Raw genomic sequence first — 21,267 nt, 5'->3', positions numbered from 1 at the left:
GTTCTATCTGGCTTTATGGCTTTGTTATTCGCCGCTGACCTGCTCTGAGATAGTCACCTGAATGGCCTCAGAGCCTCTGGTCGGAACATTAAAGACCTGCCCCTGCCAGTCTCCCGCCTGAGCCATTGGCTGGCCGGATAGAGAAACTCGGGCAGTAATGGTCACCTCATCAACGTCACCAATACTGGCGCCTGCTGCCATCGCCATCGAGTTATCCAACACGACCGTGGTCGGCAACTGGGAAACCACAAGACGCTGAACTGCGAGTGGCATCGGCGGCCCATCCAGCTTACGCGCCAGAACAAATACGGTTGCGTTTACAGGTACCTGCTGACGAACGTCGTCTGACAGCGCAACGGTAACTTCAACTCGCGCAGGGACCATCCAGCTCAGGTCAACACGAGTGCCCTGCTCTTCCAGCACTTCAGCAGCGCGGCCAATACCATTAGCAATGGTGCGGGCTTCCATACTGCCTTCCGGCAACTGTATCCAGAGAGCCTTCCAGTGTTCGATGGCTTGCTGATAATTACCCAGTTCATAAGCCATGATTCCGGCCAAACCCAGCGGTTTACGCTGGCCTGGCGCCAGTGCCAGCGCTTCTTTCAGGGTATTGTAGAGCTCGTCCGTAGCCTGCTGGCCGGTCGAGAAGAAGCGCGCCTGAACCATTGAGGTCATGATGGCCGCCCGGTCCTGCACCTGTTCATCCGGAAGCTTGGTTAGTAGATTTTCGTAAGCTTCTGCCGCTTCGGCAAAGCGTGCTTCTGCTTCCAGTAGCCGCCCTCTCAGGAACGCCCACTCCAGATTCTCGGGGTCGCGCGCGCCCGCAGAATCAAGTCGCTTCTCCAGTTCTTTGTATTCAGTTTCAGATAACTCTGACGTTGCCGAGTATTCCAGTAACTGCGTAGCCCGCACTTCGTTGCCAGCCCCCCAGCTCATGTACAGTGAGTAGGTCGCCGCAAGAGACAGAAGAATCAGAAATGATGTGAAGGCAAAACGCGCAGCCTTACCCGGCCCGGTGTGAAATCCTGCCGCTTTGTCCGCAGCAGCCAGCAGCTCCCGGTCCAGCTCAAGCATCATCGCCTTACGGTCGTCTTCACTGATATCCATCGCCTCAACATCAGCTACCCGCTCTTTATAGAGTCTCAGGTTTTCCTGAGCCTGCAGTTTACCGGGGGTTGCCGCTTCAGCCTGAGCATTACGAATAGCTGGATATAACAGCACCAGCAGAAGTACAACCAACAGGCCGATCAGACCAGTAATCATTTGTTTTCCTCATCGAGACTGGATTTCAACGCTTCGAGGCGGGCTCGCTCTTCCGCAGACAACTCGGCAACGGGCTGAGCCTGCTGGCGTCGCAAAAGTGCCAGCAGCAGAATTCCGAAGAGTAAAAGAAGTGCGGGGCCTCCCCACAACAGCAGAGTATCCAAGCGAAATGGTGGCTTATAACGAACAAAATCACCGTAGCGATCAACCAGATACGTCACGACTTCATCGTCAGACTTACCTTCCTGCATCAGCTCATACACCTTGTCCCGGAGATCCGCAGCGACCGGCGCATTGGAATCCGCCAGATTCTGGTTCTGACACTTCGGGCAACGCAGGTCTTCCGCCAACTGCTCAAACCGTGCAGCATCTTCCGGGTCCTGAAACGGATACTTGTGCCCATCAATCACCGACCACGAAGGCAATGCAATCAGGCACAACAACCAAAGACAGTGTTTCATTGCATCTCCCCGAATTGTTTACCCAGAGATTCCCAGACCACAGGGTTCAGGTCGCCAATGTGCTTACCGCGGATAATACCTTCTGAATCAATCAGGAAGGTTTCAGGAGCGCCATACACGCCCAGCTCGAGGCCAAGCTTTCCCTGAGGATCAGACAGGTTGTATGCATAGGGATTGCCGTAAGCCTTGAGCCAGTCCCGTGCTTTCATCACATCATCCTTGTAATTAATTCCGATGATGCGGATGCCCTGCTCTGCCAGCTCATTCAGAAAGGCGTGCTCGGCTTTGCATGTCGGGCACCAGGTTGCCCACACATTCACCAGAGCCGGTCGCCCCTGCAGATCTTTCGTTGTCAGGGTTCTGCCGTCTTCGACAACACCCAGCTCGAATTCCGGAAATGGCTTACCGATAAGCGGCGACGGCAAACTGGTTTTATCTTCGATGCCCAGGCCTACCCAAAAGACCAACCCCATCAGAGCGAAGATCACCAGCGGGATAAATAGCAGCAGACGGTTCATGCCAGCTTCTCCTTTTTCTGACGACGGCGGTAACGCTTATCCAGCACGGCCATAAAGCCACCGAGCGACATAAAGATAGCGCCCAGCCATACCCAACGCATGTAAGGTTTAACCTGCAGACGCATCCCCCAGGCGTCACCTTCCAGGGCTTCACCCATAGAGATGTAAACATCACGGAATAGAGTGACGTCTATCGCAGCCTCGGTCATAACACTGCCTCGGGCGTGATAACGGCGCTTCTCCGCAGTCAGCACTTCAATCTTCTTTCCTTCTTTGTAGAGATTGAACCGCGTCGCCTGTGATGTGTAGTTAGGCCCATCTATCGTTCCGGCTTCAGTAAATTCGAACTGATAATCACCCAGAGTTTCTACCTGCCCCGGTACCATGCGCACCGATTTATCGATGCTGTAATTGGACACCATAGTGACGCCGATAATCGTCACAGCAACACCCACGTGCGCGATCACCATGCCCAGATAACTCACACCGAGTGAGGGGATTTTGCCTAAACGGCCTCTCGATTTTTTCCACACATCGGCACAGGTCGCAAAGATCAGCCAGAAAGAAATACCCAACCCAAGAACCACACTGCCGTTCACGGCTTCAGACAGCAGCAGCGCCACAACAATCGCGAACACGATGGCCAGAATGCCAGCGATCCACAGCTGGCCGCCGAGTCGACTGACACGATCGGACTTCCATCGGGTCATAGCACCCACACCCATTAATAGCGCCAGCGCCACGGTCAAAGGAACAAACATGGTATTGAACCAGGCCGCGCCTACCGACAGCTTACCCAGCCCCATAAAGTCGTACACCAGCGGGTACAGTGTGCCGGTTAGTACCGCCAGAGCCATCACCACCAGCAACAGGTTGTTAACCAGCAGTGCAGTCTCCCGAGACACAACTTCATACCGCCCCACCGAGGCGACGGTCGGCGCCTTGAGCGCGTAAAGCAGCAAGGAGCCGCCAACACATATCCCTAACAAGGCAAGAATGAATACGCCCCGCTCCGGGTCGGATGCGAATGCATGCACCGACGTAAGAACGCCAGAACGCACCAGAAAAGTCCCCAACAGACTCAGAGAGAAGGCAAAAATCGCAAGCAGCACCGTCCAGCTTTTAAACAGACCACGCTTTTCTGTCACAGCAAGAGAGTGCAGTAACGCCGTTGCTACCAGCCAGGGCATAAGCGATGCATTCTCTACCGGGTCCCAGAACCACCAGCCGCCCCAGCCGAGTTCGTAGTACGCCCACCAGCTTCCCAGAGCAATACCGACGGTCAGAAAGATCCAGGCAGCCGTGGTCCATGGGCGTGACCAGCGCGCCCAGGCAGCATCAAGACGACCGCTCATAAGTGCTGCGAGAGCAAACGCAAAGGCAACCGACAGCCCCACATAGCCCATGTAGAGAGTCGGAGGGTGTACGATCAGACCAAAATCCTGCAGCAGCGGATTGAGATCAGCACCGTCCTGCGGCGGGCTTGGCAGAATACGCGCAAAGGGGTTGGAAGTTTCCAGGGTAAACAGGATAAAACCCACCGATACCATCCCCATGATCGACAGCACACGCGCAACCATATCCAATGGCAGTGAGCGGCTGAGCAAAGCAACGGCTACGCCCCACAGGCCCAGCATAGTGACCCATAGCAGCAGCGAGCCCTCGTGAGCCCCCCAGACAGCACTTATTTTATAAGGCGTAGGCAGCAGGCTGTTGCTGTTAGCGGCCACGTAAGCAACCGAAAAATCATCCATCACGAAACTGGTCGCCAGCAATACCAGACTGATCACCAGAAACAGCGCCTGACCCACGGCCAATGGGCGCGCATAGCCCATCAACCAGAGCTGCCCACGGTTTACACCGAAGAGCGGAATGATGACCTGCAGGACGGCCATAATGAAGGCCAGTATCAGTGCAAACTGCCCGATCTCCGGCAGATGAAGCATTGCGGTATTCAGCATCAGTAGCTTGCCTCCTTGGCCGCTGCTTCCATCTGGGCTTTACCGTCCTGATGGGCCTGCTCCAGCGCTGCCTGAACTTCAGGCGGCATGTAATTTTCATCGTGTTTCGCCAGAACCTCTGAAGCAACAAACAGTCCTTCTGTGTTCACTTCACCCAAGGCCACAATCCCCTGACCTTCACGAAACAGGTCCGGCAGGATACCGTCATAGAAAACAGGCACTTCAGACTGACCATCGGTCACACGGAAGGTAACCCCTAGCCCCTGCTGATCGCGTTCAACGCTTCCTTCAACGACCAGACCACCCGCACGAATCGTGCGGCCCGGTGGCACTTCGCCGTTAGCAATCTGTGTCGGCGTCTGAAACAGGTTGATGTTCTGTGACAGTGAGTACATGGCCAGCCCGACCGCAGATGCTACAGCCAGAACCAGAAACAGAATCAGATGCAGACGTTTTTTACGCTGAGGGTGCATTACGCTTCTCCCGACGCAGACGCTGGGCCTGCTCTTTCAGTAAACGACGGCGATGCAGAATCGGCTGCATCACAACAAAGGCGATGATCACGGCGGTCAGTCCGTACGAAAGCCAGACATAAAAACCGTGTTTTCCCATCGCAATAAATTCAGCTAACGAAGAAAATTCCATCAGGACTCCAGAATCTTTCGAACCCACTGGCGTTTACGCTCATGCCAGAGGATTTCGTTACGTGTACGCAAAATGACGACCAGTGCGAAAAACAGATAAGTACTGACAATCATGATCAGCAGTGGCCAGAGCATATCCGGGTGCATGGACGGTTTCTCGGTCAACTTCAGAGTGGCTGGCTGATGCAGCGTATTCCACCACTCCACCGAATACTTAATGATCGGAATATTCACCAGACCGACCAGCGCGAGAATAGCCCCCGCCTTGTACGATGCTTCCTCTGACTCCATCGCCTGCTGCAGCGCCATTACGCCGAAATAAAGAAACAACAGCATCAACATAGACGTCAGGCGCGCATCCCAGACCCACCAGGTGCCCCAGGTCGGTTTACCCCAGATAGCCCCCGTCAGCAGCGCGATCAGGCAGAATGCCGCACCGACAGGCGCAATCACCTTCGCCACCCAGGCGGCCATTTTCATACGCCAGATCAGGTACACAGCACCGGCAACCGCCATCATCATATAGGCACTCTGAGCCAGCAAAGCCGCAGGAACATGGATGTAGATAATTCTGAAACTATCGCCTTGCTGATAATCTGCAGGCGCATACAGCAAACCAAGCACCAGACCCACGATCGCCGAGCCACCTGCCGCTAACGCTAACCAGAAGATCCAGCGCTCGGTCATTTCATAGAACCACTTCGGTGATCCGAGTCGATGATAGAGTCGTACAAGCCACTGCCACATATTCAGTTACCGCGATAAATTCAGTTTTAAGGCTGCACCAGCAGCAAAAGGGGTTAATGCCAGTGCCAGCGCTAACATGGCGCCCAACATAGCGACCTGGCCATTGTAAGCCATTCCGATCCCTGCGTGATAAACCGCACTGGCAGCAAAGATCAGCACAGGGACGTACAGAGGCAGAATCAACAGCGTCAATAACAGACCACCGCTTCTCAGGCTGGCAGTCAGCGCGGCCCCGACGGCGCCCAGCAGACTCAGAACTGGGGTTCCCACGGCCAGGCTGATAAATAAAGCGAAATAGGCGTCTTCCGGCAGATGCAGCATCACACCTAATAAGGGCGACATCAGAGTCAGAGGCAGGCCGCTGATGCACCAGTGCACCAGGGCTTTTCCCAGCGACATCGCATACAGAGACTCCCCCGATGCCAGCCATTGCTCCAGTGAACCGTCTTCAACGTCGGCACGGTACAAGGAGTCCAACGACAACAGCGTCGCCAACAAGGCGGCTACCCAGATCACGCCTCCAGAGATTTTTGAGAGAAACTCAGGATTCGGGTCGACCGCCATCGGAAACAAAGCCGCGACCATAAGGAAAAACATCAGAGGATTTGCCCACTCACCAGGATTTCTGGCAGCCAGCAAGAGGTCTCGACGAACCGTAGCCCGAACCAGGCTCATGCGACACCTCCGAGCTCTATCCGACGTAAACCGGGAATACCTTCAAGCGCATGATGACTGGTAATGATCACAGCACCGCCGTTCGATACGTGAGACTGCAGTTCGCGTTCAAGCCACGAAACACCGTCCTTATCCAGAGCAGTAAAGGGCTCGTCCAATATCCATAGAGGTGCCTTGCTGACTTTTAAACGAGCCAGCGCAACACGGCGTTGCTGCCCGGCCGAGAGTTGCAGGCAGGGAGTATGCTCGTAACCCGCCAACGCGACCTGTTCGAGAGCGTCCCAGAGTTCCTCTTCCGATGCTTTATCCTGCGCGGTCAACCAACGTAGATTCTCGAGTGCGGTCAGGGATTTTTTTACCGCGGACAGATGTCCCATATACAAGCGGTGATGGGCATACTCAGAGTACACCGTCGTCATAGGCGCATTGTGCCAGAGCAGTTGCCCATTGAAATCGCGGTTCAGCCCGGCCAGCAACCTCAGTAACGTCGTTTTACCGGCACCATTAGGACCTGCCAGCTGGATCAGCTCACCATCTGAGATACTCAGCGACAGCCCTTCGAAAAGGACACGGTCATCACGCTCGCAATAGAGTTCGCTCGCGCTGAGTAATGTTTGCTGGGCGCCCTGCTGTGGCGTCATCAGAACCTCGATTTCCGGGCCATACTATGGCCAAATAAGTGAAGCGCCAGTGAGTCATCAATAAATCTGGCGCACGCATTATACCGAAAAAGCCAACGACAACGCTGAGCCAGCGCAATAAAGATTTGTCAATCTGCGCCGATAAGGTGAACTATGAAAACACCTGATATGCCCCTGATACAGAGCGCGCTGACAAAGGCTGTACGCAGCGAAACGTCAGGGGCTTCTGCTGCGCGCTCATCGTCAGCTGCTTCGTCGGGCTCTGCCGCGAATTCAGACGTCGAGTTTTCAGCCACAGTGACAGCGAGCCGGCGTACTTCTGAACCTCCAACATCCGGTCGCCAGACGAGCGCTGACGTCACTGATAGCGCGAAGAATAACGTCAGAGAAAACGGCTCACGCGACAGAAACCCCTCAAGCCCAAACAACTGGCAGATCACAGTCACCTCTCAAGGGAAGTCGCTGAACCTTCAGAGCTCGCATCCCTTACCGGTAGGCGCCGAAGTATCATTGCGGGTGACCGAGCAAACGCCGCCCAGTGTCGTAATTACAGAGATTAAGCTTCCACAAAGTCAGGCGTCACCGACATCAACCAACCCTGCCTCTCAGGCCTCCGGGAATGCTTCGCTGGCCTCACAGTTACAGTCGATGGCGCAACAGTTGCAGTTAACCGCCGCGCTTCAGCTCGCCAGAGCCAGCAATGGCATAACCACTTCCTCTGCCATCCTCCAGCAGAACCCAACCTCTGCCTCTGGCGCAGGCGCTACAACGTCTTCCACAGCAGCGTTACCGGATACGATGAAAGCCTTACTGATGGCGCGTGCAGGCTGGTCACAAGGGAGTTCACTGCCGACAGGATCAGTGGCAACATCGTCAGGACAAGCTCCAACCCAGGCTGCCTCAGTATCTAACGGGTATTCAGTCGGTGGCAGTACTGGACTGCGAGGCCCCTCTGTCGCGACAACCTCTACCCCCGACTACAGTGCTGTTCTGCGTGCTGTGTTAAATGATCTGACATCTGCCGGAGCTAACAGAAATAGCCAATCCAGCCTGTTGCAAGCGACCGAGTCGTTAGTCAGAAACCTGCCCGATGCGGCGCAACTCAGTTCACCATCAGGCCTTCACAAAGCCATATCCAATAGCCCACTGAATTACGAGAGCCAGTTATTTCGTCTCGCGGCGACACCGCAGGGCAGTGCTTCTGCGTCCGGGTCCGGTGAGCCTGTTTCATCACCGACAAACGTCGCATCTGTTTTTAAGGCGCTCTGGAGCAAGGCCTCTGCACACGCTGGAGCCCCAACAAGTTCAACGGCAAGCTCAGCGGCGAACGGCGCATCAGAGTCTTTACGTCAGTCCATCAGCACCGACACCTCTGCGATCACCAAGCCATCGCTGCTATCTGCGATTGAAACACTGCAGAAGCAACTGTCTTCTGAGGGGCCGGCTAATTCTGAGACAAGTGCCGCCCAGCTGGCCGCTCTGCTAAGTAGCTCATCGGCCAGTTCAACCGCAAGTTCAGCACTGCAAAGCTCGCCGGTCATTCCCGGCGATAACCTCAAAGGATTACTCCTGTTTATTTTGGGGCGCAGTCAAAGCAACCCAGCCTCCACGTCAGAAGGCGCTGCAGGAAGCGCTACGATGGCAGCGGCACGATCAGGCGCCCAGACCAATCCATTGGCTGGTGCGCTCAACGAGGGGCTGCGACCCGAAACCTTCCGTTTACTGCAGACCGCTCTGTCCCAGACCGAATCCGAGCAGGTTCGCCTGGTACAGACGCAGGATACAACACAGTATCAGGTCCCTCTGATGTGGCGGGACAACGACACGGTCAAGCAGGACCTGCTGTGCCTTAAACGGGATGACGATCAGAGTGCATCAGAGGATGGCCAGAAGAAACAGTCGCGCTGGCAGATCACCCTGCACTTTGATCTGGAAACGCTCGGCCCGCTGGATATCGAACTGGACTTATGTCCCCCTGCGGTATCTGCGACCTTCTGGTCAGAAACCTCAGATACCCTGTCGGAAATTCAACAGGCATTGCGACCACTGCGAGAAAACTTGACTTCACTCGGAGCAGACGTGGGCGAGCTGCGAGCGCGCCATGGGCGAAAATTACCCGGCGAACAGCCAGTTATAAGACATTCACTGGTGGATATTCACACATGACGATTCCTGAGCACCTGCTGAACGCAACCGAAGCCATTGCTCTGGCCTACGATGGCGAACACGCCCCTCACGTCAGTGCCAGCGGCGAATACGATCTTGCACAAGCCATCATTTCCGTCGCCATCGCGCACGAAGTCCCGGTGTATGAGAATGCCGAACTTGCCACCTGGCTGGGGCAACTTGAGGTCGGGGAAGAAATTCCTGAGCAGCTCTATCAGGTGATCGCTGAGATCCTGGCCTTCGTTTATCGCTTAGAAGGCCGCCTTCCGGGTCAACCGAAAGGCAGCAAGTAAACCCGATCTGTTACCGAAGCACTGAGGGACCTCAGTGAATGCTCTCGGCCTGATGTTCGAGGGAAGCCAGCAACCAGCCAATGTGTGTTTCGACCACATCATCAGGAATCAGATCAACGCCTGAGAGTAGCTTCGGCAAGGCTTTGTAGTAGTAAGTATCAATGAGACCATGTAGGGACGAAACGAAAAACAGCGCCAATTGTTTCTGTCGTGCTTCTGAAGCAGCAGAGATGGCCGGAACCGCATCTGCCAGCATTGATAACAGGTGCGACTGCCATTCTTCGGCCAGACGATCCACCTGAAGCAACACGTCACGATCGACAACTTCCGGGTCTGTCAGCGTCATTTTAGGTGGCTGGAACATCAGCTGGTAATAGCCCGGTGAGCGCTGCGCAAACTGAATCAGGTGCCCGGCAAAGTTATAGAGTGCCGAACGCGGGTCAAGATGCTGACTCATCTGCTCGTTAATATCCTGAAACGCCATTTCAAAACCGCGGCGACGGGTAAAAACGAACAGAGATTCTTTGTTAGGGAAGTAGTTATAGATGTTGCTTGCTGTCATCCCGAGTTGAGATGCCAGCTTTCGCATCGACAGATGATGAAAGCCAACCTCAGCCATCACGTGCGACGCGCTGTCCATAATTCGTTCGCGCTGCGCGGCAATTTCTTCCGGTGTAAACGGCTTTTTAGGCATAGCTGACCCCAAATGCTCCAATCATGTACGCATGTTTATTAGAATTTTTCGCTGCACTTCATGTACATAGTCAGGAAAGCGACTATAAAACGATCAATCATTGATAAAATCAAGGCCATTAGAGGCCTAACCTCAACAATCCCCCACACTTTAAGGGACTATCCTGTCCAGCACCAGACCAAACCCGCCAAATTCCTCATCAGGCTGTTGGCAGCATCCATCAGTAACCGACTAAGAGACGTTTGAATCTACCCGTGATTTGATTCAGGACAAGATGCCCGGCTGATCGCAAGCGTATTCTTCTGCTCATTCATCGTCACTTACTTCTTCAATACTTATTCAAATATTCAAAAAACAGGCCAGCACATGTCGCAACACCTTACCTGGGACCCACTGATGATCCAGCGTTATAACCGCGCCGGGCCGAGATACACCTCTTATCCTACAGCGGTGGAATTTACACCGGCGACATCTGATGCCTGTGAGCGCTCCGCGCTGGCTGCTGACTCTGATAAACCACTATCGCTCTACTTTCACATCCCTTTCTGCCGTCACGTCTGTTACTACTGCGGCTGCAACAAAATAGTGACAAAACACAGAGACCGCGCAGAAGCCTACCTGGCAGAGCTTTACCGTGAAATCGATCTGAAAGCGGCATTGGTTGACCGCTCACGTCCGGTTGAGCAACTGCACCTGGGGGGCGGCACGCCAACGTACCTGAGTGATGATCAGTTGCGACAACTGATGACATACGTTCGTCAGAGGTTCAGCCTTCAGGATAACGAGAGTTCAGATTTCTCGATTGAAATTGACCCTCGAGAGCTGGGCCCTGACACCCTGAAGACCCTACGGGACCTAGGCTTTAACCGCGTCAGCTTTGGTGTTCAGGATCTGAACGAGCGTGTGCAGATTGCTGTGAACCGTGTTCAGCCAGAGGAAATGATTGAGGCTGTGATGCGAGACGCGCGGGCGCTGGGGTTCAGGTCTATTAATATTGATCTTATCTATGGTTTACCTCACCAGACCCGATCAACCTTTGCCGAGACACTGGAGCGCATCATCGATATGCGCCCGGACAGACTCTCCATCTTTAATTACGCTCACCTGCCAGAGCGTTTTATGCCTCAGCGTCGCATTAACTCAGAGGACCTCCCGGATGCGCCTGAGAAGCTGGCCATCTTCGGTACGGCCATCACCAGGCTCGATCAAGCGGGCTATCAATACATAGGTATGGACCACTTCGCCCTACCGGACGATGAGCTGGCCATTGCTCAACAGAAAGGCAAGCTACACCGTAACTTCCAGGGCTACACCACTCATGGTAACTGTGACCTGATCGGCTTCGGCGTGTCTTCCATCAGTCAGATTGGCTCTTCTTTTTTCCAGAACCAGACGGACCTGGGCAACTGGGGCGAGCAACTCAACAAGGGGCTGCTTCCAACGATGCGGCAAGTTTCATCAACCACAGACGACCTGATCAGAAAGACAGTCATTATGAGCCTGCTCTGTCATCTGACGGTTAAGTTCGATGATCTGAATACACTCTTTGCCATCGACAGCCGCTCCTATCTGAGTCGCTCGACAGAACAATTGCGTGAAATGGAAAAGGATGGACTGGTGACGGTTACGAGTGAAGCCATCAGTGTTACCAATGCCGGACGCCTGATGGTCCGTCAGGTATGTATGGCGTTTGATGCATACCGGGATGAGAACGAAACTCGGCGGTTTTCTAAGGCCATCTGAATCGCTTTATCGCCCTGCCAGAGCTATGTATCGAACGATGTATCGAGCGATGTGGCACCAGACCTACTCTGGCTGCCACAAACGCCAGTGGTGATCGACGTACTCAAGGTAAAGGGTCGCTTCAAAGGGCTTTTCTTCGGACTCCATAGCGCGCCTGAGAGGTCTTGCACGCCTGAAGACCGGCTCGCTGATCCAGCCTGCCAGACCGTCGACAAACCACCGGATATTTACTTCAACAAACCAGCGAGCATCACGCTCGATCGGATCCGTCATCGTCACCAGCGACTTTATACGCCGTGTACCGTATGACACCCCAGCACCTGCGTCATCTAACCAGTAGTAACGCCAGCCAACGACCACACGCTTGCGCCCCTTTTCTATCTCTTCGGTGGATATGCGCCTCTCCCGCCCAATCAACGCCATCTCAAAGAGTTCAGCCAGCTGACTGGCCTCAGCGCTGCGATCTGACTGCGATAGAGTCAATGGCAGGGACGCTGGTTTCCAGTATAAAGTTTCACCTGCATAATCACGATTGAGCACCTCAATCGCTGCTTCCGGACTGATATAAGGGACGGCGTGTGAAGACGCACAGAAAAACAATAAAAATATCTGTAACAAAGGTTTCATAATTACCTCCATGCACTTAGGATAGCCGCTTTCTGACAGGCCACACGAGAGGTAAGGTTCTGCACGGAAATGTCATCCGTTTGTCACAGAACTGTTATAAATTCCGGCGTGAAAAAAGAAACAGGAAAACACATGGCACAGTCTAATGCCCAACTGAGAGCCACTGAACCAGCAACCGGCATGGTGGCACGCATTACTTCAGATCCGCGTGAGATTCGTCAGGCGCTTGAGCTGCGATACCGTGTTTTTGCCGAAGACATGGGTGCAGACGTTCAGGGCGCAGACATGGGCATCGATAAAGATCGCTTCGATGACATCTGCATGCACCTGATCGTAAAGGACAACGAGACGGATACCATTGTGGCCTACAGCCGTATCCTGACCAATGACTTGGCAGCACGCGCCGGCGGCTTCTATTCGTCTACCGAGTTTGATCTGAGTCAAGTCCTGAAGCCGGGCAAGACGTACATGGAAATCGGTCGTACCTGTGTTGATCCCGATTTCCGCACCGGGGCCGCCATTGGCTACCTCTGGGGATTCCTCGCCGAGTACATGGAAGTCAATCGCATCGACTATCTGATGGGGTGTTGTTCAATTCCTGTATCTGGTGGTTTCGAGCAGGCCAACGCCATCATGGATCATCTGCGTGAGAAGCACATGACCCCTGATAACCTGCGCGCTGTGCCAAAAATTCCGGTACCTGCGACCAGCACCGAACTCGACGGGAAGTCTCTGGTGCCGTCATTGCTGAAGGCCTACCTGAGAATTGGCGTAAAAATCTGTGGTGAACCGTACCTGGATGCAGACTTCGGAGTCGCCGACGCTATGATTCTGCTGCGCCGGGAAGATATGAACTACCGCTTCCTCAGCCGCATTCTGCGCGGCTGAAGAATCAGACAGTGGGGCTAATTGCCCCCTGTCTTTCAATTGGTCATTAACGACCGGACAGAGGCGAGATCAACCGTTTCGCTGTAACGATTCCGTCCACCCGCTTTAGCGGCATACAAGGCTTCATCTGCCGCCTCAATTAACGCATCCATACTGTCTGACGAAGACGGCTCCGCCCAGGCTAATCCCATACTTACCGTTAGGATGTCGCTCGTATCTGACGCTTCGTGAGGCATTGCTGCTTCGGTCAGCGACGACCGGATTCGGTCCGCAACGACCTTCATGCCGTCAAAATGAATGGATGGCAGAACCACAGCGAATTCTTCACCGCCAAAACGGGCGACCAGATCCCGCGGGCGCTGCACCTGCTCTTTCAGCGTCGCTGCTACTTTCTGCAGACAGTGATCGCCCTCAAGGTGACCATAGTGGTCGTTGAACGCTTTGAAATGATCGATATCCACCATGATCAGGCCAATATTGCCGCCCTCACGCTTCGCTCTCAGCCATTCAGCTTTCAGAAAATCATCGAAATAGCGACGGTTTGCAATACCGGTCAGGCCATCAGTAACAGACAATGATTCCAGACGCTGCATTTCTTTGCGCGTTGCCAGCAGCTGATCAATCCGGATACGACACAGTTGAGAATTAAGCGGCTTACGCAGATACGCATCGGCACCTGCACCCAGTGAAGAAATTTCCACATCGTCATCATCAGGGCCCATCACAATCAGACCGATCTGACGGGTTTCAGGGTCCTGCTTCCAGTAATGGCAGAAACGCGACAATTGCTGTCCGGTAAAATTCTGATCTACAACTAACAGGTCTGGCTTGCGGTCTGGTTGATCGATCCAGTAATCCAGTTGCTCCTGATTCATCGCGCTTACCAGCGATACTTGCTTACCCAGCGCTTCACCAAGCTGAGCCTGCACAGACAAAGTTTCGTCTGCAATCAAAATAATGGGTTCTGTTGCCATAAATCCGGCGCCCCGACCGTTGTCCAAGTTGGGCTGGCCTGAGTCGCAAAACCGTTCACTGTCTGCGCTGATGACTCTCAAACCTGCCTTGAATATTATCGGCCAGCATATCGTATTCTTGCGGCTTGTTAATAAAATTTAACGATTAATTACTGGACGTCAGTTTAATTAAAAGTTAGGCGCTTTTTTTCGTCAGTTTATTGTCAACCCTTACCCGATTTGTCCTATTTCAAGCAATCCCTATGGCTGGCAAAAAGCCATTGTTACCGGCATCTTCAACCCCTGTAGAGGAACCTGATAAACTAAGTTCATGTTTTCAACAGGAGTTTCTCCCTATGTTCGTACGTACGATCTGCCTGTATGGCCTCGCAATGGCGGCTTTTCTCTTTTCCGGTTGCAGTAATCAACTGGACGTCGCGACAGACTTCACCGTTGATAAAACGATCAGCAAAGAGAAACTCCCGGACTTTTCCTCCTACACCAATGTCAAAGAGAAGAAACAGGCCTTTTTCTCCTTTATCGAACGCCTGGCCGATGAGGCAAATAGGGAGATCATGGCCGAGCGTTCGGCCTTGCTCGCTATCAAGGAGTATGGGAAGTACGACGAGCTGGATGACGACGCGAACGAGTTTCTTCAAACGCTGGCCTCAAAGTACCGGCTCGAAGACGTGAAAGAAACCAGCAAGCTGGTAGAACGCCTGTTAGTGCGTGTAGCTCCGGTTCCGCCAAGCCTGGCCATGGCACAGGCGGCCAACGAATCAGCCTGGGGAACCTCAAGGTTTGCAGTGAAAGGTAACAATCTGTTTGGTCAGTGGTGCTTCAGCAAGGGCTGCGGTATTGTGCCTGAGCAGCGAGCTGGCGACGCATTCCACGAGGTAGCCTCTTTCAAGAGCCCCTACGCCAGCGTACGCAGCTACATGTTGAACATTAACCGCCATGACGCGTACCGCGAATTACGCCGTATCCGCTCAGAAGCAATGAAAAACAAAGGCTTTGCCAGCGGCACTGTGGTCGCCGGTGGGCTCGAAAGTTATTCCGAGCGAGGCCATGAATATATAGATGAAGTGCGCAGCATGATCAGATTCAACAAACTGGGAAAGTACGATCAGCCGGAAACCTCTGATTCATGACAGAGTCACATATCGAGGTCACGCTCATACGTCATCACTGGCTTCCTCTGAAGCGACGCAGTATCTCAGGCACCGTAACCTGGCTTTCTACCGACGGCATGACCGTCATCAGCCAGGGACAAATGCCCATCGGCGCCCGGGTCAACCTGACGATTTCCGCTGCAGAACATGAATTAAAGAATATCCCGGCTCAGATCGTTCGCGCAGAACCCGGGACACAGGGCAGCCGTTACAGCCTCCGCTTCCATAAAGAGCGGCTTTTAAGGCACGACGGCGATATCACCTTGAGATTACTGGGGTACCTGGCAAGCCAGGATATACGGCCTGAGTAAACCCGACTCACCTTACGGACAGGAGATAAATACACCGATGGAAGGCTCGGTACTGGTAGTTAACTGTGGCAGCTCCTCCCTTAAGCTTGCCCTATACAATAGCGCTGAAGAAACCACCCCTGTTATAGAGGCTAACGCCGAGCGCCTGGGTACAGAACAAGCTTCATTGTCTGTCTCAGGTCAGATCGAACTTCAGACCTCGGGAAGTATGGATCACAATGCCGCACTGACCGCATTCATCAAGGCCGCGGAATCCCAGCTCAAGGGACTCAGAGGCATTGGTCACCGGGTTGTCCATGGCGGCGAATCTTTCATCGAGAGCTGCACGCTGGATCAGCACACCATTGCCGAGCTCAGGAAAGTTTCCGGACTGGCACCACTGCATAATCCGATGAACCTGATGGGGATCGAACTCTGCGGTGAATTACTCCCGGGCGTGCCCAACGTTGCTGTCTTTGATACCGCATTTCACCAGACCATCCCTGAGTCGACGTACCTCTATGGCGTGCCCTACGCCTGGTACGAAGAATATGGCGTCCGTCGTTATGGATTTCACGGCACCAGTTATCGCTTCGTTGCTGCCGAGACCGCACGGCGGTTGCAGCAGTCGCCCGAAGACCTCAATCTGATCATTGCTCACTTAGGCAATGGCTGCAGTGCCTGTGCAATCCGCCAGGGCAAATCTGTTGACACAACCATGGGGCTGACTCCCCTCGAGGGCCTGGTGATGGGCACCCGCAGTGGTGATATTGACCCAGGGCTGATTGAGTTTATGAGTGAGACCACAAAACAGCCACTCGATGACTTGATGAATACGCTGAACCGCGAGAGTGGATTACTGGGGATGTCTGGTGGACTCAGCAACGATATGCGAACTCTCCTTGAAGCGGAATCCGAGGGGGATGAGGCTGCTCAGCGCGCGATTGATGCATTTTGCTTCCGTACTGCCCGTCATCTTGCTGCACTCAGCACTAACTTCACACACACCGATGCAGTCGTATTCACCGGCGGTATTGGCGAGCATGCGGCCAATATCCGTCAGCGTATTCTGGCGTGCTGGAAGAATATTCCATATCGCCTCAACAGCGACTTTAACCAATCGAACGGCAACGAAACCGGACGAATCAGTGAACAGGGCACCCCCCTGGTGATGGTTGTACCTACCGACGAAGAGCGCATGATCGCGCAGGACACATACAGGCTGACATCTGACCATGATTAATATTTTCATCGCCCCAACCGATACTGAAAGCGGCCTGACGACCATCAGCCTGGGACTGATTCAGGCACTTGATGCTCAGGGGCTGAAAGTTGGCTTCGTGAAACCGATCGCCCCTGGCTCATCGGCCAACGAGCGCTCTACACAGCTTATCCGCAGTGTTCTCCACCTGGACACCCCAGAACCGATGGCACTGGCAGATGTTCAGCAGTCTGTGAGTAATGGCATGCTGGATCGTACGCTGGAAGATGCTGTCGGCCTTCACGCTCAGGTCGCAGAAGGCTGCGATGTGGTGATTATCGAGGGCCTGGTACCAGATCGGAGCGAGCCGTACACGGCCAAGCTGAATGTCGAAATTGCTAAAGCTATGGGGGCAGACGTATTGCTGGTCACCAGCGCAGAAGGCAAAAGTGCCAGCCAGATTCGTTCAGACCTGAAATTGCAGGTCGGACTCTTTGGCGGCAAGAAAGCCAGCATGATGGGCTGTATTATTAACAAGGCCGGCGCACCCGACATTCATGGCGCATTACCCACATCTGAAGAATCTCCTGCGGATATGCCCCCGGCAGGCTGTAGCGCCAAAGAGTGCGAGCAGATCACGATTGATGACTGCCCTGTTCTCGGCGTCATTCCATGGCAGGCGGACCTCCTCAGCCCACGTACGCTTGATATTGCCCGTGCGCTGAAAGCAGACATTATCAGTGAGGGCGACATTGATCAGCGGCGCGTGGCACGCATCACTCTTTGCGCCCGCACACTGACCAATATGATCGACCACCTTCGCCCCGGAACACTGGTGGTGACGCCAGGAGACCGGGATGACATCATTGTCGCCAGCGCAATGGCAGCGACCAATGGCACGCCACTCGCTGGATTGCTACTCACGTCGGGATACACACCAACCGATGCCCTGCACAATCTGTGCGAGCGTGCATGGCAAACCGGCCTTCCTGTTCTGAGTGTTGATACCGACAGCTATTCCACCGCTAGGGCACTGACGCACATGGACACCCACGTCCCCGTCGACGACACCGAACGGGTCAAGCGCATTATGAATTCAGTATCCCAGCACCTTGATGTTGAAACACTGTCTGAGAGAATTGGTGCGCCACATACTCCACGCCTGAGTCCGGCGGCTTTCCGCCACCAGCTGGTATCACATGCGAGAGCCAACAAGCGCCGGATCGTGCTTCCTGAAGGTGAAGAACCGAGAACCATTGCTGCTGCAGCCATCTGCCAAAGCCGCGGTATCGCTGACTGTATTTTGCTGGGGCACGAAGAAACGATCCGTCAGGTTGCGCGCGCGCAGGAAGTTGAGCTGCCAGATGATCTGAGTATCGTAAATCCAGACGATGTCCGCGAGCAGTACGTTGCGGGCATGGTTGAACGCCGTAAACATAAAAATCTGACAGAGCCTATGGCGCTTGCTCAGCTGGAAGATAACGTCGTGCTCGGCACCATGATGTTGGCACAGGATGAAGTCGACGGGCTGGTATCCGGCGCTATCCATACCACGGCGAATACGATCCGCCCTGCTCTACAGCTGATCAAAACAGCTCCCAACGCCAAGCTTGTGTCTTCTGTGTTCTTTATGGGTCTGCCAGATCAGGTTCTGGTCTACGGTGACTGTGCTGTGAACCCGGACCCCGGCCCCGAAGAACTGGCAGATATCGCAATTCAGAGTGCCGAATCCGCCATGCAGATGAATATCCCAGTGCGCATTGCCATGCTGTCATACTCGACGGGCGAATCCGGCAGTGGCGCAGACGTAGAGAAAGTCCGGGAAGCCACCGCCATCGTACGTGAGCGCCGTCCTGATCTGGTAGTCGATGGGCCTTTGCAATATGATGCGGCCACCACCGCCAGCGTTGCCAAAAGTAAGGCGCCGGACAGCCCGGTCGCAGGACAGGCAACCGTGCTTATCTTCCCGGATCTGAACACAGGTAATACAACCTATAAAGCGGTGCAGCGAAGTGCCAACGTCATCAGTATCGGACCGATGCTGCAGGGTCTCGCGAAACCGGTAAATGACCTGTCACGTGGTGCTCTGGTAGAAGACATTGTCTACACCATCGCCCTGACAGCGATTCAGTCCCAACATCAGAAATAAGGTATCTGACATGCCACCGATCGTAACCGGCATTATTGCAAGTCTGCTGCTGTTGATTAACACCCTGTTCTGGGCGTGCTTACTCTTTCCGCTGACTTTCCTTAAAGTGATCATCCCCATCGCGCCTGTGCGCAAGTTACTTACAGCTCTATTGGCAGCTGTGGCGAACGCCTGGATCAGCTGTAACTCTGGCTGGATGATCCTGACTCAGAAAATGGACTGGACGATTGAGCGTCCTGATAATCTGAGCCGCAACGGCTGGTACTTTGTACTGAGCAATCACCAGAGTTGGGTCGATATTCTGGTACTACAACACACATTAAATGGCCGGATTCCGCTTCTGAAGTTTTTCCTCAAACAGGAACTTATCAAGGTGCCTATCATGGGCGCAGCCTGGTGGGCACTCGATTTCCCGTTTATGAAACGCTACAGCAAAGAGTACCTGGCGAAACACCCTGAAATGAAGGGCAAAGACCTGGATACAACACGCGCGGCCTGTGAAAAGTTCAAAGACATGCCGACCAGTGTGATGAATTTTCTCGAAGGCACACGCTTTACTCAGAAGAAGCACGATGAAACCGGCTCGCCTTTCAAACACCTGCTGAAGCCCAAAGCGGGTGGCATGGCATTCGCCATGAGCGCTATGGGAGATCAGTTCCAGTCAATACTGGACGTGACCATCAACTACCCGGACGGCATTCCAACCTTCTGGGATTTTATGCAGGGTAAAATGCCGCGCTGCAATGTCGTTGTCGAAGAGAAACCGATTCCAGCCGAATTGATTAATGGTGACTACGAGACAGACGACAGCTATCGCCTGCATTTTCAGCAATGGGTACAGAAGCTCTGGGAAGAGAAAGACGCCCGCCTGGAAGCCCTGCGTAGCGGTCAGTAAAACTCAATCACAAACGCCGGTCAGCTTGATGTAACTGACTGGCGTTTGACCTGATTTCGGCCATTGCCTTTGGCCTGATAAAGCGCCATGTCTGCACGCTTCAGCAGCCCCTCATAATTATCACCTGCTCTGGGAATCTCAGCAGCCACTCCCACACTCACAGTTGCAACACTATGAGGGGAACCTGCATGAGGAATGTTCAGGCCCGCGATCGACTCACACAGCTCCTGCGCTAGTTCTTCGGCTTGATTCAGCGTTGTCTCAGGCAAAACGATAACAAACTCTTCTCCGCCATAACGTGCGCAGACATCCCCCGGACGCCGACAGAACTCAGCCATTTTCTGCGCAATACTACGCAGGCAAGAATCCCCCTGCTGATGGCCATACTGGTCGTTATAGGCTTTGAATAAATCAACATCGACCATCAGAGCCGCCAAAGGCTCATTACTACGCAGGCAACGTCTCCATTCTTCTGATAGCTGAGTTTCCGCGTGACGGCGATTGGCAATCCCCGTCAGTGAGTCAGTCGTCGACAACTGCTGCAGGCGCCTGCCAAGATACTGCAGCCTATCAGCCTCGAGTGCCAATAAGCGGTTTTTGATGAAGTCAGTGCGGGTACCAGACTCAATCGTATATGACAGATAGGATGCCATAATGACCAGTATCGCCCAGAAAAGGATGTAATAAGGCGCCATGGCCATGGCCAGACGGTTCACTTCGGTCAATTCAGCGGGACCCGGCAGCAAAACGATAAACGCGGTATAACTCAGCAACATGGCCAATGAGCAGGAAAACATCGCGCGATAATTGCTGCGCAGGCCGAGTAAAGCAAAGACCTGCATGGGAATCATACCCAGATGGTAGAAATAGCCCCAAGGCAGATCTACGATATAAATATTCCAGAGCACCGACAGGAAGCATATATACACTCCGACCACCAGGGCGTAGAGAGAATATGGTGCAAAGCGACTGCGGGGAATCCAGATGATCGCCAGCATCAGAAGCACAGCGATAAGTACCCGGATACTGAACAACATGACTGACTGGGCGCCACCAAATGAGAAATCTGCCCAGCCAAAGACCACGAAGACCAGCAAGCCAGACATGATGACACGCAGATCCACGCTGAAAAACTGACGGAGACGAAACGATTGATAACTGGCCTCTAAGGCTGCTGGAAAACGCCCACCTGCTTTTTTACGCTCGATCAGGCTGGTTAGCATATTGATCTGGCTTTCAAGGGGCCTTAAGGTATCGCTGTCTCGCTGAACGTTGGAACTGGGCAA

22 protein-coding genes are annotated in these 21,267 nt (G+C 53.8%); 9 read left to right on the top strand and 13 right to left on the bottom strand.

Going from position 1 to position 21,267, the window contains the following annotated elements:
* Positions 1 to 24: 24 nt before the first annotated feature.
* From ccmI to ccmA, 9 genes are read right to left on the bottom strand one after another with little or no spacing between them, the layout of a single operon-like run.
* A complete protein-coding gene (ccmI, locus tag BW941_RS02300; protein ID WP_068443659.1) occupies positions 25 to 1,263 on the bottom strand; it encodes a c-type cytochrome biogenesis protein CcmI in 1,239 nt (412 codons plus the stop codon).
* The gene (locus tag BW941_RS02295) at positions 1,260 to 1,724 is read right to left on the bottom strand and encodes a cytochrome c-type biogenesis protein (protein WP_068443657.1); all 465 of its coding nucleotides are present in this window, start codon (positions 1,722 to 1,724) and stop codon (positions 1,260 to 1,262) included. The genes ccmI and BW941_RS02295 overlap by 4 nt, the downstream gene beginning before the upstream one ends.
* Complete coding sequence (locus BW941_RS02290; protein ID WP_076514068.1) at positions 1,721 to 2,242, bottom strand: DsbE family thiol:disulfide interchange protein; 522 nt, start codon at positions 2,240 to 2,242, stop codon at positions 1,721 to 1,723. The genes BW941_RS02295 and BW941_RS02290 overlap by 4 nt, the downstream gene beginning before the upstream one ends.
* Positions 2,239 to 4,203: a heme lyase CcmF/NrfE family subunit gene (locus BW941_RS02285; protein WP_245820021.1), complete on the bottom strand. Its 1,965-nt coding sequence runs from the start codon at positions 4,201 to 4,203 to the stop codon at positions 2,239 to 2,241. Before BW941_RS02285 ends, BW941_RS02290 begins: the two co-directional genes overlap by 4 nt.
* The gene (ccmE, locus tag BW941_RS02280) at positions 4,203 to 4,676 is read right to left on the bottom strand and encodes a cytochrome c maturation protein CcmE (protein WP_068443654.1); all 474 of its coding nucleotides are present in this window, start codon (positions 4,674 to 4,676) and stop codon (positions 4,203 to 4,205) included. The genes BW941_RS02285 and ccmE overlap by 1 nt, the downstream gene beginning before the upstream one ends.
* A complete protein-coding gene (gene ccmD, locus BW941_RS02275; protein WP_068443651.1) occupies positions 4,660 to 4,848 on the bottom strand; it encodes a heme exporter protein CcmD in 189 nt (62 codons plus the stop codon). The genes ccmE and ccmD overlap by 17 nt, the downstream gene beginning before the upstream one ends.
* Positions 4,848 to 5,594, bottom strand: coding sequence for a heme ABC transporter permease (locus BW941_RS02270; protein WP_068443649.1), 747 nt, complete (start codon positions 5,592 to 5,594; stop codon positions 4,848 to 4,850). The genes ccmD and BW941_RS02270 overlap by 1 nt, the downstream gene beginning before the upstream one ends.
* 6 nt (positions 5,595 to 5,600) lie before the next feature.
* On the bottom strand, positions 5,601 to 6,269 hold the full coding sequence (gene ccmB, locus BW941_RS02265; RefSeq protein ID WP_076514063.1) for a heme exporter protein CcmB: 669 nt from the start codon (positions 6,267 to 6,269) through the stop codon (positions 5,601 to 5,603).
* Positions 6,266 to 6,910 (bottom strand): cytochrome c biogenesis heme-transporting ATPase CcmA, encoded by a 645-nt coding sequence (gene ccmA, locus BW941_RS02260; RefSeq protein ID WP_068443647.1) that lies wholly within the window; start codon positions 6,908 to 6,910, stop codon positions 6,266 to 6,268. The genes ccmB and ccmA overlap by 4 nt, the downstream gene beginning before the upstream one ends.
* A 153-nt stretch (positions 6,911 to 7,063) precedes the next feature.
* On the opposite strand from ccmA, the gene fliK reads away from it, so the two are divergent.
* Positions 7,064 to 9,076 (top strand): flagellar hook-length control protein FliK, encoded by a 2,013-nt coding sequence (gene fliK, locus BW941_RS02250; protein ID WP_084188519.1) that lies wholly within the window; start codon positions 7,064 to 7,066, stop codon positions 9,074 to 9,076.
* Positions 9,073 to 9,369: an EscU/YscU/HrcU family type III secretion system export apparatus switch protein gene (locus BW941_RS02245; RefSeq protein WP_068443640.1), complete on the top strand. Its 297-nt coding sequence runs from the start codon at positions 9,073 to 9,075 to the stop codon at positions 9,367 to 9,369. The genes fliK and BW941_RS02245 overlap by 4 nt, the downstream gene beginning before the upstream one ends.
* Positions 9,370 to 9,400: 31 nt before the next feature.
* On the opposite strand, the gene BW941_RS02240 is transcribed toward BW941_RS02245, so the two are convergent.
* Positions 9,401 to 10,063: a TetR/AcrR family transcriptional regulator gene (locus BW941_RS02240; RefSeq protein ID WP_076514057.1), complete on the bottom strand. Its 663-nt coding sequence runs from the start codon at positions 10,061 to 10,063 to the stop codon at positions 9,401 to 9,403.
* A 366-nt stretch (positions 10,064 to 10,429) separates the two neighbouring features.
* Here BW941_RS02240 and hemN point away from each other — a divergent pair, with 366 nt between their 5' ends.
* Positions 10,430 to 11,806 carry an oxygen-independent coproporphyrinogen III oxidase gene (gene hemN, locus BW941_RS02235; protein WP_076514055.1) on the top strand — a complete coding sequence of 459 codons (1,377 nt, stop codon included), beginning with the start codon at positions 10,430 to 10,432 and terminating at the stop codon, positions 11,804 to 11,806.
* A 63-nt stretch (positions 11,807 to 11,869) separates the two neighbouring features.
* Here hemN and BW941_RS02230 read toward each other — a convergent pair whose 3' ends face one another.
* Positions 11,870 to 12,433, bottom strand: coding sequence for a hypothetical protein (locus BW941_RS02230; protein WP_139325713.1), 564 nt, complete (start codon positions 12,431 to 12,433; stop codon positions 11,870 to 11,872).
* A 132-nt stretch (positions 12,434 to 12,565) separates the two neighbouring features.
* Here BW941_RS02230 and BW941_RS02225 point away from each other — a divergent pair, with 132 nt between their 5' ends.
* Complete coding sequence (locus BW941_RS02225; RefSeq protein ID WP_076514050.1) at positions 12,566 to 13,321, top strand: GNAT family N-acetyltransferase; 756 nt, start codon at positions 12,566 to 12,568, stop codon at positions 13,319 to 13,321.
* Between the two features lie 35 nt (positions 13,322 to 13,356).
* On the opposite strand, the gene BW941_RS02220 is transcribed toward BW941_RS02225, so the two are convergent.
* Positions 13,357 to 14,295: a GGDEF domain-containing response regulator gene (locus BW941_RS02220; protein WP_076514048.1), complete on the bottom strand. Its 939-nt coding sequence runs from the start codon at positions 14,293 to 14,295 to the stop codon at positions 13,357 to 13,359.
* Positions 14,296 to 14,630: 335 nt separating this feature from the next.
* On the opposite strand from BW941_RS02220, the gene BW941_RS02215 reads away from it, so the two are divergent.
* The 5 genes from BW941_RS02215 to yihG are packed head-to-tail and all read left to right on the top strand — an operon-like array spanning position 14,631 to position 19,981.
* Positions 14,631 to 15,425, top strand: a complete 795-nt coding sequence (locus tag BW941_RS02215) for a glucosaminidase domain-containing protein (RefSeq protein ID WP_076514046.1) — start codon at positions 14,631 to 14,633, stop codon at positions 15,423 to 15,425.
* Complete coding sequence (locus tag BW941_RS02210; protein ID WP_076514043.1) at positions 15,422 to 15,757, top strand: PilZ domain-containing protein; 336 nt, start codon at positions 15,422 to 15,424, stop codon at positions 15,755 to 15,757. The genes BW941_RS02215 and BW941_RS02210 overlap by 4 nt, the downstream gene beginning before the upstream one ends.
* Before the next feature lie 37 nt (positions 15,758 to 15,794).
* Positions 15,795 to 16,979 (top strand): acetate/propionate family kinase, encoded by a 1,185-nt coding sequence (locus BW941_RS02205; RefSeq protein WP_076514041.1) that lies wholly within the window; start codon positions 15,795 to 15,797, stop codon positions 16,977 to 16,979.
* Positions 16,972 to 19,086 (top strand): phosphate acetyltransferase, encoded by a 2,115-nt coding sequence (gene pta / locus BW941_RS02200; protein WP_076514038.1) that lies wholly within the window; start codon positions 16,972 to 16,974, stop codon positions 19,084 to 19,086. Before BW941_RS02205 ends, pta begins: the two co-directional genes overlap by 8 nt.
* 10 nt (positions 19,087 to 19,096) lie before the next feature.
* Positions 19,097 to 19,981, top strand: coding sequence for a 1-acylglycerol-3-phosphate O-acyltransferase, YihG family (gene yihG / locus BW941_RS02195; protein ID WP_076514035.1), 885 nt, complete (start codon positions 19,097 to 19,099; stop codon positions 19,979 to 19,981).
* A gap of 20 nt (positions 19,982 to 20,001) precedes the next feature.
* On the opposite strand, the gene BW941_RS02190 is transcribed toward yihG, so the two are convergent.
* A complete protein-coding gene (locus BW941_RS02190; protein ID WP_139325712.1) occupies positions 20,002 to 21,267 on the bottom strand; it encodes a GGDEF domain-containing protein in 1,266 nt (421 codons plus the stop codon).

Source organism: Thalassolituus maritimus, assembly GCF_900156675.1.
Lineage (GTDB): Bacteria > Pseudomonadota > Gammaproteobacteria > Pseudomonadales > Oceanobacteraceae > Thalassolituus > Thalassolituus maritimus.
The sequence above is the reverse complement of the archived record's forward strand: the minus strand, read 5'-3'. Positions and strand labels throughout refer to the sequence as shown.

Excerpts from the sequence above, each read along its gene's own strand:
- ccmI (WP_068443659.1), bottom strand. The coding sequence starts at position 1,263 with ATGATTACTGGTCTGATCGGCCTGTTGGTTGTACTTCTGCTGGTGCTG.
- BW941_RS02295 (WP_068443657.1), bottom strand. The coding sequence starts at position 1,724 with ATGAAACACTGTCTTTGGTTGTTGTGCCTGATTGCATTGCCTTCGTGG.
- BW941_RS02290 (WP_076514068.1), bottom strand. The coding sequence starts at position 2,242 with ATGAACCGTCTGCTGCTATTTATCCCGCTGGTGATCTTCGCTCTGATG.
- BW941_RS02285 (WP_245820021.1), bottom strand. The coding sequence starts at position 4,203 with ATGCTGAATACCGCAATGCTTCATCTGCCGGAGATCGGGCAGTTTGCA.
- ccmE (WP_068443654.1), bottom strand. The coding sequence starts at position 4,676 with ATGCACCCTCAGCGTAAAAAACGTCTGCATCTGATTCTGTTTCTGGTT.
- ccmD (WP_068443651.1), bottom strand. The coding sequence starts at position 4,848 with ATGGAATTTTCTTCGTTAGCTGAATTTATTGCGATGGGAAAACACGGT.
- BW941_RS02270 (WP_068443649.1), bottom strand. The coding sequence starts at position 5,594 with ATGTGGCAGTGGCTTGTACGACTCTATCATCGACTCGGATCACCGAAG.
- ccmB (WP_076514063.1), bottom strand. The coding sequence starts at position 6,269 with ATGAGCCTGGTTCGGGCTACGGTTCGTCGAGACCTCTTGCTGGCTGCC.
- ccmA (WP_068443647.1), bottom strand. The coding sequence starts at position 6,910 with ATGACGCCACAGCAGGGCGCCCAGCAAACATTACTCAGCGCGAGCGAA.
- fliK (WP_084188519.1), top strand. The coding sequence starts at position 7,064 with ATGAAAACACCTGATATGCCCCTGATACAGAGCGCGCTGACAAAGGCT.
- BW941_RS02245 (WP_068443640.1), top strand. The coding sequence starts at position 9,073 with ATGACGATTCCTGAGCACCTGCTGAACGCAACCGAAGCCATTGCTCTG.
- BW941_RS02240 (WP_076514057.1), bottom strand. The coding sequence starts at position 10,063 with ATGCCTAAAAAGCCGTTTACACCGGAAGAAATTGCCGCGCAGCGCGAA.
- hemN (WP_076514055.1), top strand. The coding sequence starts at position 10,430 with ATGTCGCAACACCTTACCTGGGACCCACTGATGATCCAGCGTTATAAC.
- BW941_RS02230 (WP_139325713.1), bottom strand. The coding sequence starts at position 12,433 with ATGAAACCTTTGTTACAGATATTTTTATTGTTTTTCTGTGCGTCTTCA.
- BW941_RS02225 (WP_076514050.1), top strand. The coding sequence starts at position 12,566 with ATGGCACAGTCTAATGCCCAACTGAGAGCCACTGAACCAGCAACCGGC.
- BW941_RS02220 (WP_076514048.1), bottom strand. The coding sequence starts at position 14,295 with ATGGCAACAGAACCCATTATTTTGATTGCAGACGAAACTTTGTCTGTG.
- BW941_RS02215 (WP_076514046.1), top strand. The coding sequence starts at position 14,631 with ATGTTCGTACGTACGATCTGCCTGTATGGCCTCGCAATGGCGGCTTTT.
- BW941_RS02210 (WP_076514043.1), top strand. The coding sequence starts at position 15,422 with ATGACAGAGTCACATATCGAGGTCACGCTCATACGTCATCACTGGCTT.
- BW941_RS02205 (WP_076514041.1), top strand. The coding sequence starts at position 15,795 with ATGGAAGGCTCGGTACTGGTAGTTAACTGTGGCAGCTCCTCCCTTAAG.
- pta (WP_076514038.1), top strand. The coding sequence starts at position 16,972 with ATGATTAATATTTTCATCGCCCCAACCGATACTGAAAGCGGCCTGACG.
- yihG (WP_076514035.1), top strand. The coding sequence starts at position 19,097 with ATGCCACCGATCGTAACCGGCATTATTGCAAGTCTGCTGCTGTTGATT.